This window comes from Marinobacter similis, assembly GCF_000830985.1.
In the GTDB taxonomy this organism is placed as follows: Bacteria; Pseudomonadota; Gammaproteobacteria; order Pseudomonadales; family Oleiphilaceae; genus Marinobacter; species Marinobacter similis.
In genome coordinates this window covers 3964550-3975896 of the sequence record NZ_CP007151.1, presented here as the reverse complement: position 1 = coordinate 3975896, position 11347 = coordinate 3964550, and the positions used below count along the sequence as shown (strand labels likewise).

The 11347-nt window shown below is 58.9% G+C and carries 8 protein-coding genes, 4 tRNA genes and 5 pseudogenes; 6 read left to right on the top strand and 11 right to left on the bottom strand.

Going from position 1 to position 11347, the window contains the following annotated elements:
• The first annotated feature begins 58 nt into the window (after positions 1–58).
• The gene (locus AU14_RS18440; RefSeq protein WP_041343369.1) at positions 59–259 is read left to right on the top strand and encodes an oxidoreductase C-terminal domain-containing protein; all 201 of its coding nucleotides are present in this window, start codon (positions 59–61) and stop codon (positions 257–259) included.
• Positions 260–313: 54 nt separating this feature from the next.
• Here the strand turns inward: AU14_RS18440 and AU14_RS18435 are convergent.
• The 3 genes and pseudogenes from AU14_RS18435 to AU14_RS18425 all read right to left on the bottom strand — a co-directional run bounded on the left by AU14_RS18435 (position 314) and on the right by AU14_RS18425 (position 3393).
• Positions 314–930 (bottom strand): annotated as a pseudogene (locus tag AU14_RS18435) (TPM domain-containing protein).
• 126 nt (positions 931–1056) lie between these two features.
• Positions 1057–2244: an elongation factor Tu gene (tuf, locus tag AU14_RS18430; RefSeq protein ID WP_041343366.1), complete on the bottom strand. Its 1188-nt coding sequence runs from the start codon at positions 2242–2244 to the stop codon at positions 1057–1059.
• A 14-nt stretch (positions 2245–2258) separates the two neighbouring features.
• Positions 2259–3393, bottom strand: a pseudogene (locus AU14_RS18425) (IS3 family transposase).
• A gap of 169 nt (positions 3394–3562) precedes the next feature.
• Between AU14_RS18425 and AU14_RS18415 the strand changes: the two are divergent.
• Positions 3563–5112: pseudogene (locus tag AU14_RS18415) on the top strand (2-isopropylmalate synthase).
• Between the two features lie 32 nt (positions 5113–5144).
• Positions 5145–5366 carry a hypothetical protein gene (locus AU14_RS19570; protein ID WP_041343361.1) on the top strand — a complete coding sequence of 74 codons (222 nt, stop codon included), beginning with the start codon at positions 5145–5147 and terminating at the stop codon, positions 5364–5366.
• Between the two features lies 1 nt (position 5367).
• Here AU14_RS19570 and AU14_RS18405 read toward each other — a convergent pair.
• Positions 5368–7088 (bottom strand): annotated as a pseudogene (locus tag AU14_RS18405) (copper resistance system multicopper oxidase); the annotation flags it as partial.
• Positions 7089–7174: 86 nt separating this feature from the next.
• A pseudogene (locus AU14_RS18400) lies at positions 7175–7510 on the bottom strand (cupredoxin domain-containing protein); the annotation flags it as partial.
• 104 nt (positions 7511–7614) lie between these two features.
• Between AU14_RS18400 and AU14_RS18395 the strand changes: the two are divergent.
• Genes AU14_RS18395 through AU14_RS18390 form a run of 3 tightly spaced genes read left to right on the top strand, consistent with a single transcriptional unit; the run spans position 7615 to position 10057 of the window.
• The gene (locus tag AU14_RS18395) at positions 7615–8586 is read left to right on the top strand and encodes a hypothetical protein (protein ID WP_162484125.1); all 972 of its coding nucleotides are present in this window, start codon (positions 7615–7617) and stop codon (positions 8584–8586) included.
• Positions 8535–8903, top strand: coding sequence for a hypothetical protein (locus AU14_RS19455; RefSeq protein WP_148312790.1), 369 nt, complete (start codon positions 8535–8537; stop codon positions 8901–8903). Before AU14_RS18395 ends, AU14_RS19455 begins: the two co-directional genes overlap by 52 nt.
• Positions 8792–10057: a hypothetical protein gene (locus AU14_RS18390; RefSeq protein WP_041343355.1), complete on the top strand. Its 1266-nt coding sequence runs from the start codon at positions 8792–8794 to the stop codon at positions 10055–10057. The genes AU14_RS19455 and AU14_RS18390 overlap by 112 nt, the downstream gene beginning before the upstream one ends.
• A 130-nt stretch (positions 10058–10187) precedes the next feature.
• On the opposite strand, the gene AU14_RS18385 is transcribed toward AU14_RS18390, so the two are convergent.
• The 6 genes from AU14_RS18385 to AU14_RS22460 form a co-directional block, all read right to left on the bottom strand.
• Positions 10188–10263, bottom strand: a tRNA-Thr gene (locus AU14_RS18385).
• 15 nt (positions 10264–10278) lie between these two features.
• Positions 10279–10353 (bottom strand) — tRNA-Gly (locus tag AU14_RS18380).
• A gap of 10 nt (positions 10354–10363) precedes the next feature.
• Positions 10364–10448: transfer RNA gene (locus AU14_RS18375), tRNA-Tyr, on the bottom strand.
• A gap of 36 nt (positions 10449–10484) precedes the next feature.
• Positions 10485–10560, bottom strand: a tRNA-Thr gene (locus AU14_RS18370).
• A gap of 61 nt (positions 10561–10621) precedes the next feature.
• Positions 10622–10867, bottom strand: a complete 246-nt coding sequence (locus tag AU14_RS22465; RefSeq protein ID WP_236744216.1) for a hypothetical protein — start codon at positions 10865–10867, stop codon at positions 10622–10624.
• Positions 10864–11088: a hypothetical protein gene (locus tag AU14_RS22460; RefSeq protein ID WP_236744215.1), complete on the bottom strand. Its 225-nt coding sequence runs from the start codon at positions 11086–11088 to the stop codon at positions 10864–10866. Before AU14_RS22460 ends, AU14_RS22465 begins: the two co-directional genes overlap by 4 nt.
• Positions 11089–11347 lie beyond the last annotated feature (259 nt).

Below are 11347 nucleotides of genomic sequence, written 5' to 3'. Positions count from 1 at the left end.
TCATAGGCTAGGAGTGTCTAGTGGACCGGGGTAAGTCTATGCGGCTTAGCATGGCGTTATGTTTCATTACTGGATCGGTTTACGTATTAATCATGTCAAGGAGGGAAAGCTGATCGCCGCCGATTGCGTCAATCGCCCGCCTGAATTCATGCTTGCCAAAAAACTGCTCAGCCAGAAACGAACGCTGGATCCCTCGAGGATGGCGGATGCTACCATCGAGGTGAAACAATTGATGTCAGAGCTAACCAGTTCCGGCTGAACGCGCAACCCGCAGCTGTGTCGCGGCACTCCATAGCGTTGGCTCCCTTCGTCGTTAGGGCAGAATTACCAGATGATTGGGCAGCTCGTTGCGTTCGTGGGTAGAGGGTATGTGCTCTTTCAGGAGCTTCCCGCATCTGGCAATGCAGTCAAGAAAACCCTGCCGCGTCTGGCCCTGGTGCACCTTGCGGTGAAATCCGCCACGATGTCTTCCCACACTGTGTTGTCCAGAATGTCGGCAATGCCCTGATCCACCAGAATCTCCACATAGCGCTCCGCCTCCGAGACGAAGATCAGCATGCCAGTGTCGCCTTCGGTATGATGCAGGTTCTGCTCCAGAAACTGCCGGCGCGCCAGGTTGGAGGCCCTCCAGTAACGCACCTGCCGGGGAATCAGGCGAGTGTTAATGCCGGGCACCCGAAACAGCAGGCTGAGCAGGATGAACGTACCCCACTGCACCAGCAACAGCATGTCGGCACCGAGCCAGCTGACGAAGTAATTGGCAATGCCGGGCACCAGCAACGCCAGGATGCCGGCCCAGAGCAGGGGAATATAGCTGTAGTTATCTGACTGGGCCGTCAGTACCGTGACCAGTTCGGCGTCGGTTTCCCGTTCCACCTCGTTAATGGCTGCAGTAACGGCTTCCTGATCGCTCTTGCTTAATAATGTCATGATTCTTTCAGTCTCATCGTCAAGTGAGGGGGTTCAGCGCGCTTGGCTATCAATGCGGAGCTACCAGCCACCAGAGGCACCGCCGCCGCCGAAGCCGCCTCCACCGCCGCCAAAGCCACCACCACCTTACTCGATGATCTTGGCGACCACGCCGGCACCAACGGTACGACCACCTTCGCGAATCGCGAAGCGCAGGCCATCTTCCATGGCGATCGGAGCGATCAGGGTAACGCTCATCTTCACGTTGTCACCCGGCATAACCATTTCCACGCCTTCCGGCAGTTCACAGGAACCAGTTACGTCGGTGGTACGGAAGTAAAACTGAGGACGGTAGCCCTTGAAGAACGGAGTATGACGACCGCCTTCATCTTTGCTCAATACGTACACTTCGCACTCGAACTTGGTGTGCGGCTTGATTGAGCCCGGCTTACACAGAACCTGACCACGCTCAACGTCGTCACGCTTGGTACCACGCAGCAGAACACCAACGTTCTCACCAGCACGGCCTTCGTCCAGCAGCTTACGGAACATCTCAACGCCGGTGCAAGTCGTCTTGACGGTATCTTTGATACCAACAATCTCGATCTCTTCACCAACCTTGATAACGCCACGCTCAACACGACCGGTCACAACGGTACCACGACCAGAGATGGAGAATACGTCCTCGATCGGCATCAGGAACGGCTGATCGATAGCACGCTCTGGCTCAGGGATGTAGTCGTCCAGGGCTTCTACCAGCTTCTTAACAGCGGTAGTACCCATCTCGTTGTCGTCCTTACCTTCCAGCGCCATCAGCGCGGAACCGGTAACGATCGGAGTGTCGTCGCCCGGGAAGTCGTACTGGCTCAGCAGATCACGAACTTCCATCTCAACTAGCTCGAGCAGCTCTTCGTCATCGACCATGTCCGCTTTGTTCAGGAACACAACGATGAACGGAACGCCAACCTGACGAGACAGCAGGATGTGCTCACGAGTCTGCGGCATGGGGCCGTCAGCTGCGGAGCAAACCAGGATCGCGCCGTCCATCTGCGCCGCACCAGTGATCATGTTCTTCACATAGTCAGCGTGGCCCGGGCAATCTACGTGTGCGTAGTGACGAGTCGGGGAGTCGTACTCAACGTGAGAGGTAGCGATGGTGATACCACGCGCTTTCTCTTCCGGAGCGTTATCGATCTGATCGAATGCACTCGCAGAACCTGTGCCCCAAACTTCGTGACATACACGAGTCAGAGCGGCGGTCAGTGTGGTCTTACCATGGTCAACGTGACCAATGGTGCCAACGTTCAAGTGCGGTGGACTTCCCCCGATACGCATGACACACCCCAGCCTCAAACGGAGGCCATCTCAAAGGCCTCCGGGCTGACGCCTCCCAGGTGGGTATGACGTCGGACCCGGTTATAAAATACCTCGATGTAGTCGAACACATCCGCCTTAGCCTGGTCACGGGTTTTGTAGATCCGTTTGCGGATACGTTCCTTTTTCAGGCTGCTGAAGAAGGATTCTGCCACCGCATTATCCCAGCAATTACCCCGACGGCTCATGCTGGGGTCCAGGTTGTGGGCCAGACAGAATCGATGCCAGTCATCACTGCCGTATTGCGAGCCCTGATCCGAATGCACCAGCACTTTATCCTTTGGACGCCGCCGCCAGACGGCCATTAACAGAGCATCCACCACCAGGCTGCGATGCAGGGTGGGTTTCATCGACCACCCCACCACACGACGCGAGAACAGATCGACCACCACCGCCAGATACAGCCAGCCTTGCCAAGTGCGGAGGTAGGTAATGTCGGTCACCCAGGCTTTGTCTGGGCGACTCACCGTGAACTCTCGCTGGAGCTTGTTCGGAGTGAGAATTGACGGTCGTCCGGCGATCACCCTCGGCGCTTTATAGCCACGTAGCGCCTTGATTTTATGTTCTTTCATCAACCGGGCGACCCGGTTCTTGCCGCAGGTTTCTCCGGCCTCCCGAAGGTCCAGAAACACCCGGGGAGCGCCGTACACCCCAGAGCTGCCTGATACGACGCCAGGATCTGCGCCAGCAGCCGCTGGTTATCGATGGCTCGGTCAGACAAGGGCTTATGCAGCCACTGATAAAACCCGCTGCGAGCCACCTGGAGCACACGACACATGGTCATGGTGTTGAATTCGTGTCGGTGATCGTTGATAAACCGGTACTTTACTCGGGCTCTCTGGCAAAGTACCGAGCGGCCTTTTTTAGGATATCCCGCTCTTCTTCGATCCGACGCATCTGGGCACGCAGCCTGAGAATCTCGCTCTTGGCTTCGACCAGTTCGGCAGCCTGTTCATCAGACTTATTCGGCTTCACGGCCTTAACCCATTTGTAGAGGCTGTGAGCCGAGACTCCCAGTCGTTGCGACACTTCGGCGACGGTATAGCCCCGCTCCAGCACTTGCCGGACCGCTTCGTCTTTGAATTCCGGGGGATAACGTTGGCTGCTCATAGCAGTTCCTCCTATGCTCTAATCATAGGCCAGGAGTGTCTAGTGGACCGGGGTAAGTCCAGAAAACCCCAGCTTCTTCGAGGCTGGGGTTTTTTATTGCCTGAACGAAAAGCCCGGGCGATGGTATACTCCCGCTATACTGAGCCACACTGTTTGATGGAGCCCTCGAATGCCCGCCCAAGACCACCTGGTTATCTTTGACACCACGCTTCGCGACGGCGAGCAAAGCCCCGGCGCAACCATGAACAAGACGGAGAAGCTCCGGATTGCCAAGGCGCTGGAGAAGCTCCGTGTTGACGTCATCGAAGCCGGGTTCGCCATCGCCAGCCAGGGCGATTTCGAGGCGGTGAAGGCCATTGCCGAGTCCATCAAGGAATCTACGGTCTGCAGTCTGGCCCGGGCTCTCGACAAAGACATCGATCGGGCGGCCGAGGCAATTCAGCCAGCTGAGCGGGGGCGAATTCATACCTTCATCGCTACGTCCCCCATCCACATGAAGCACAAGCTGCAGATGCAGCCAGACGAAGTGGTGGAACAAGCGGTGCGCGCGGTGAAGCGTGCTCGCAGTCACGTCGAGGACGTGGAGTTCTCCTGTGAAGACGCCGGCCGCTCGGAGCTGGACTTCCTGTGCCGGATCATTGAGGCGGCCATTGAAGCCGGTGCTCGCACCATCAATATCCCGGACACCGTAGGCTACGCCATTCCCGAGCAGTTCGGTGAAACCATTCACCAGCTGCTGAACCGCATTCCTAATGCCGACAAGGCGATTTTCTCGGTCCACTGCCACAACGATCTGGGGCTGGCCGTTGCCAACTCCCTGGCGGCAGTAACCCAGGGTGCTCGTCAGGTGGAGTGCACTATCAATGGTTTGGGCGAACGTGCTGGTAATGCTTCCCTTGAAGAGATCGTCATGGCGGTCCGTACTCGTCAGGACCTGTTCAACATCGATACCCAGGTGGATGCGCGGCACATTGTTCCGGCCTCGCGCCTGGTATCCACCATTACCGGCTTCCCGGTCCAGCCCAACAAGGCCATCGTCGGTGCCAATGCCTTTGCTCACGAATCGGGTATTCACCAGGACGGCGTACTGAAGCACCGTGAGACCTATGAAATCATGCGTGCCGAGGACGTGGGCTGGCACACCAATTCCTTGGTGCTGGGCAAACATTCCGGCCGGAATGCCTTCCGTACCCGGTTGCTGGAGTTGGGTATCCAGTTCGACACCGAGACCGAGCTGAACGAGGCATTCACCCGGTTTAAGGCCTTGGCCGACCTCAAGCACGAGATCTTCGACGAGGATCTCCAGGCGATTGCCAGTGATACCCGCCAGAAAGAGGAAATTGGTCGTTATGGTCTGGTGTGCATGCAGGTCTGTTCCGAGACCGGTGTTGTGCCCAAGGCCAACATGACACTGACCCTCGATGGCAAGGAGCACAAGGTTGAGGCCGAGGGGAGTGGGCCAGTGGACGCCACCTTCAAGGCCATTGAATCCCTGGTGGATTCCGGCTGCAATCTGCAGCTCTATTCTGTCAATGCGATCACCAGCGGTACCGACGCTCAGGGCGAGGTGACCGTGCGCCTGGAGCGTGGAGGCCGTATTGTGAACGGAGTGGGTGCCGACACCGATATCATCATCGCCTCGGCAAAAGCTACATCGAAGCACTCAACCTGATCAGCCGTGGGGGTATCCGGCAACACCCTCAGGTTGCGGACGTGTAAATGCATTCTAGCGGCGACACTGGGCAAACCGGATGATTCAAACGGAAACCGAACGACAGTTCTATCTCGGCGCGGCAGGGATACGGTTGTGGTATGCCCGTGATGCCCTGCCAGGCGCGGCGGCCAGTCCTGACTTCGAGTTTGGCAGCGACGAGGCTGATGGGGTTGCAGAGCCCTGGGTGGAGGCGGCACCAGCGCCGTCCCGCCCTCAGCCCAAAACTGCTCCGCCCACGCCCGGCCGGTCCGACGGCTGACAGCCTGCGCCGACTCTGGCCCACCTTCAACAATGACCTTGCGGAACATACCAGCGGCCGCGTGATAGGACAGGTGACAGTGGAACGCCCACTGGCCGGGCTCGTCGACCTCGGTTTCCATGTAAACCGTGGTGCCTGGCTGCACACTGACCGTGTGCTTGATCGGGTTCCATTGGTCTGCACCAACATCGAGAATGGACCACATACCGTGCAGGTGCATGGGGTGAGTCATCATGGTCTCGTTCACGAATTTGAAGCGAACTCGCTCACCGTATTTGAGACGAATTGGGTCTGCGTCTTCGTACTTGACGCCATTAATGCTCCAGGTATACCGCTCCATATTGCCGGTCAAACGAAGCTCAATTTCCCGGGTCGGTTCGCGGTCTTCATACAACGGGTCCTGAGCCTTCAGGTCAGCGTAGGACAAGAACTTACCGCCATTGGCTGCGGTAGGTACGAGGCCACTACCCTTGGCGTAGAAGGGATCGCTTGGACCTTCTTTTTTACCCATCGCCATGGAACCGTGATCCATGCCTTCCATGTCGAATGATCCATTCCTTGCATATTCGAGTGATCCATTCCCTCCATCGAAGAATGGTCCATTCCGCCCATCCCTTCTGAGCTGCTCATATCCATGTCGCCATGATCCATTCCGGCCATGCTGCCATGGTCCATGCCATGCATACCGCTCATGTCGGCCATGGTCAGGCGGGCCGGTTCACGCAGTTGCGGCACGGCTGCTTCCATGCCCTCTTCTGGGGCCAGTGTCGCTCTGGCATAGCCCGAACGCCCCATGGATTCGGCGAATATGGTGTAGGCCTGCTCATCTTTCGGTCGGACGATCACATCGTAGGTTTCCGCCACACCAATCCGGAATTCATCCACACTAACCGGCTGAACGTTGTTGCCATCAGCCTGCACAACAGTCATGTCCAGACCCGGAATCCGGATGTCGAAGTAGGTCATGGCCGAGGAATTGATAAAACGCAACCGAATGCGCTCGCCTGGTTCAAAGAGTCCCGTCCAGTTTTGGTCCGGCCCTTTGCCGTTGATCAGGCCCGTAAAGCCCTGCAAGTCCTCAACGTCCGCCTTCATCATCCGCATACCACCCCAGGCCATACGGTCACTGACGGTGTTCATCAGACCATTTTTTGAAACGTCCGAGAAAAACTCGCCAACGGTTTGCTGCTCGCGGTTGTAGTAATCCGGCATCATTTTCAGGTTGCGCATGATGCGGTCACCGGAATGGGGGTGTTTGTCGGTGAGCTGTACCACGTATTCCCGATCGTAGCGAAACGGCTCACGACCTTCAGGCTCAATAACAATAGAACCATAAGCGCCATCTGGCTCCTGGAAGCCTGAATGGCTGTGGAACCAGTAGGTGCCCGCCTGTTGGATTGGGAATTCGTAGGTGAAGGTTTCACCCGGTTTGATACCTGGGAAGCTGATTCCGGGCACGCCGTCCTGATCAAAAGGAAGGATCAAACCATGCCAGTGAATGGACGTCATCTCATCCAGGTTGTTGGTCACGTTGATCTTGACGTTTTCGCCTTCCTTGAAGCGCATCACTGGCCCGGGGGATTTCCCGTTGTATCCAATGCCTTCCTTCACGAAATCACCGGTGTCAATTTCAACGCGGTCGACCGTCAGATTGTATTCACCGGCCATAACCATGGCTGGGATCAGCAGGCTCAAAAGTCCTGTAAAAAGACGTGTTTTCATCTTTTTTCTCCAAACTACTACACATCATTAAAGCCGGGCCGAGAAATGTGTCTCAGCCCCGCGCTCGCGGACTTAAGTCAAGCGAGTTACTCGAAACTGATCTCACCGTACATCCCGGCTTGATAGTGGCCTGGCACGTTGCACGCAAATTCGATGTTGCCTTTATCAGAGAACTTCCAAACCACTTCTTTGCTTTGGCCGGGTTCCAGCAAAACACTGTTTGGATCGTCGTGTTTCATGGAATGGCCATTGCCCATATCCATGTTCATCATGTCGTGGTTCAGCTTGCCGCCCTGGATCACGCCATGCTCAACCATCATCATCATTTCCTCTTGATGAGCTTCGTGCATGTCGGGAGTGCCAACATTGAACTCATGCACGAGGTTTCCTTTGTTCTCCACCACGAAGCGAACCCGCTGCCCCTGACCGGCTGGCGGTCGACGGCAGCCGGGCCAGCACGGCGCCCCTACCGGCGGACCGGGAAATCTGGCTGACCAACACCGGCGCCGAACCGCTGCAATTCCAGGTGGCGGAAGGTCGACGGGTACCGACGCCGGAAGCCTTCCGCTGGCATTCCCGGGCCATCGAGGGCCTGCCGGAGGTGACGGTGGGCCAGCATCCGCAACAGGCCCTGCAGCGTGGCCATTGGCTGCACCACACCGAGCCCCACGAGTTCTGGGTGCAGGGCCCGGGTCTGTTTGCCGTCGAGCTGCGCGACGTTCGCAACGACCTGGCCGATGCCCGTCGGCATCGCCTATCCGTCGGTCTGGACGACGAACCACTTGAGCGCCATTACCTGCATTTCGCCGACGACAACAATCATGTCTATCATCTGAAACGGCGCACGCTGTTGTTGAGCCAGCCCGAGCGCTTGTACCTCTGGGTGCCGGAAGGCGACCACCGGGTCACCCTCAAGGCCGATCACGACTTGTTGCTGGCCTTGCTGCAGGCCCAGCCCGACCGAGTCAGTTCGTCGGCGTCGGAGCGGCCCTGGCGTGAAACCGAGGCGATCCTGCGCGACCGCTTGCTGTTCCAGCAAAGCCAGCGCCAGCGGGCCACGCAAGCGGTGCTTGAACAGGGCGCCGGCGCCGCCCATCTGGCGGCTGCCAGCTTCGATTCCGAGGCTGCTCCGGGCTGGCCGGGTGGCTTTCTGCACAACCGCTTCAGTTTGAGCTACACCCAGGACCGGCTCCTGTGGCCGGACCAGGGCGCCCCCCAGAAACGGCTGGTGGCGCAGACCGCCGAACTGAACCTCACGCCCGATGACGAGCTGCGCTTTGTGCCGCCAGGCCCGGTTGACCTCGAACCGGAGACCTTCTTCCAGGTCGCCCATCGGCCCCTGACTCTGGCCCTGCCGGAAACGCCGGGCCCGACCCAGTTGCGGCTGACCCTGGCGTATCCGGAGCAGGCCGCGAGCCTGAGGCTGACGCCGGCGATCAGGAGTGGTTGCTGCGCTTCTCCGACGCCACCCTGGCGCACGGTGGCCAGCTGCGACTGACCGGTCAGAGCCAGGAGCAACAGGGGCTGCCGACCGCCGCGCCCAAGGTCATGACCGGTGACCTGACCCTGGATCTGCCGGAGGGTACGTCGACCGTGCGGATCGACCCCCTGGAAGGCGCTACCTGGGCCCGTGCGACGGTGCGCGAAGGCCGTCACCCGGCACTCACCGAAGCGGAATATTGGGACTTCCTGAGGCGTCGGACATGGCGGGCCTGGCCCGCAGCTGGCGTGCTCCGGTTCCGGAACAAACCGACAGTCAGGCACCGGTGCCAGCCTTGCTGTGGCGGGACAGTCAGTTCCTGCGGGACTGGCTGAACAGTCGCTACCACAGCTTCATCGACGATTTGTCGCCGACGTTCAAGGCGCCCTCAGACGCCGAGGCCCTGGCCAATCTGGACGGGCTGGTGGCCAGTGGCGAAGACACCCTGGCGGTCAGCTATGCCCAGGGCCTGTACCTGTATTCAAACAGTGCCCGGGTTCGGGACCGGGCCTACCGGTTCCTGATCCAGACCTGGCGTCGCGAGGACAATCAGTACGGACTGGAAAGTCTGTTGGCGACGGCGTTTCTGCACCATGATGACGATCGGGTGCTGCCCGAGCTGGCGCTGATGCTGGAGCGCCAGGGGCTCGATACCGAAGCGCTCAAACTGGCCCTGGTCCTGCACCGGTCCGGGCGCTACACCGGCCAGCAGGTGCAATTGCGGGAGCAGGCAATGCGACTGGCGATACAGGCGGACTGGCCGCTGACCCTGCACGAACTGACCCGGGAGTTACCGGCGCCGGAGCGCTCGGGCTGGCGCCATCTGTACCTGGCCGAACACTACCAGGTAACGCCGGAGCCCCAGGACGAGTCGGTGGCGCCTCCGGTCCTGGCGTTTTGGGCCAGTCTGCCGGAGCGCGAGCACCTCACCGCCTCGGCCTGGCTGCGACAGTTTCATGAGCGCTATCCCGGCCGCTGGCGCTGGCAGGACTGGCCTGGGGGCTTTGCCGGGGAGCTGGACCGGGTCAACCTGCACAACCCGGACCTGGATCGTTTCTACCAGCGTCACCGGGTGGCGCCCGACCGGCCGCTGGCCCTGACCGTCACCGGGCCCGTGCGCCTGCGCCTGAACGCCCGGCTGCTGCATCAGCAGCGCGATAGCCGACTCAACGATTGGCTCAGGGTCCGACACAACGGCCGGGCCTACCGGTTTCCCGTGCTCAACAGCGGTGTCTTCAACCGGCATCGGATCATCGGTTCCGACACCGAGTTCCCTGGCCGGCTGGCACAGGTCGAACTGGAACTGGGGCCGGGCCAACACCAGCTCAGCGTGGCCCCGGAGCAGCACCGCGCCCTGGTGCAGGCCGAGATCGAGACCCCCGCGATGTTTGCCGCCAGCTACCTGTCGGCGCAGAACCGGGACTGTTTTGCCGCCGGCGCCGGCCGGAACCGATCAGCGACCGTCAGCAGCCGATCCCGGTGCCCCTGATCGCACCGCCCTGGGCCGAGGGCACAGAATCCCGGGGTCGGGGTCGGGGCTTACTGCGATCAAACTTTTCTTTAGACATTCGACCAATCTCCCTAATCAACCTGGATCGTAACGTTGACCGGATTAATGATGGAGCTCATGGGCGGATTTGAACCGCCGACCTCACCCTTACCAAGGGTGTGCTCTACCAACTGAGCTACATGAGCATTGCAAAACCAAATTGGAGCGGGCAGCGGGAATCGAACCCGCGTCATCAGCTTGGAAGGCTGAGGTAATAGCCACTATACGATGCCCGCGAGCAATTAGTGGTGGAGGGGGCAGGATTCGAACCTGCGAAGGCGATGCCGTCAGATTTACAGTCTGATCCCTTTGGCCACTCGGGAACCCCTCCGAGTCAGTATCGCTATCGCGACACTGTCAAAAAAAGTGGAGCTGGCGGACGGAATCGAACCCCCGACCTGCTGATTACAAGTCAGCTGCTCTACCAACTGAGCTACGCCAGCTCACATTCGCCTCGTCAGCGAGGGCGGTATACTACGGATTTTTTCAGAGCGTTGCAACACCCTAGCAAGGGTTGATTTCGACGAAATCGAAATCCGCTCCGTAATCCGTTTTTACCGCCTGCACCACATCTTTTACAAGATCTGGCTCAGCCTTAAAAACGAGCGCGTAGCTTATCTGATTTCGGGGGAAGTTGGCCAGTACTGCGTTAAGATTCTGACGTTTTTTTTCTTCGAGCACGGATATTGCAGCTTCACGAGACTCAAACAGGCCCAAAGAAATGGCGTTTCGGTTCTCACCCTCGGTCACCAGGTACGAATCGATGCCTGGCGCTGGATATCCCGAAACTGTTTCAAGGCCACCGCGGGCGGCTGCGGGGGAATGATTACCCAATGAAACGAAGGCAATTCCCGGGTTACCTCCTGCCAGCCTAAACCAACCTCCCCTGCCATTGGCTGGCCAGCAACCAATGCTTTGGCCGCATCAAGGGAAGGAATCAGCCCCAGGCGACCACACACCAATGCTGGCATGTCCGACTCACGCTCTGAAAGCTGCGCTGAAGACTCATCGGACCCGGGAGTACCCGAGACCTTTTGAGCGTCAGCGGTCGATAACGACTGATTGACCGGGGCTTCCCGTGGCGCAGCACCTCAACGGACTCCTCGGCTTTGAGACTGGCCACTCTCGGCAGGTTGCCGCTGGCGATTACCTTTGATCGCTCGGGACTTTGAAACGCTCCGGCGCCATACCAGAGACCGAGATTGAGGAATAGGAGGATAAAAATAAACC

Bases quoted from the DNA above. Each gene is read 5' to 3' on its own strand.
- AU14_RS18390 (WP_041343355.1), top strand. From the start codon at position 8,792: ATGGCGGGCCTGGCCCGCAGCTGGCGTGCTCCGGTTCCGGAACAAACC.
- AU14_RS19570 (WP_041343361.1), top strand. From the start codon at position 5,145: ATGATTCAAACGGAAACCGAACGACAGTTCTATCTCGGCGCGGCAGGG.
- AU14_RS18440 (WP_041343369.1), top strand. From the start codon at position 59: ATGTTTCATTACTGGATCGGTTTACGTATTAATCATGTCAAGGAGGGA.
- AU14_RS22460 (WP_236744215.1), bottom strand. From the start codon at position 11,088: ATGCCAGCATTGGTGTGTGGTCGCCTGGGGCTGATTCCTTCCCTTGAT.
- tuf (WP_041343366.1), bottom strand. From the start codon at position 2,244: ATGCGTATCGGGGGAAGTCCACCGCACTTGAACGTTGGCACCATTGGT.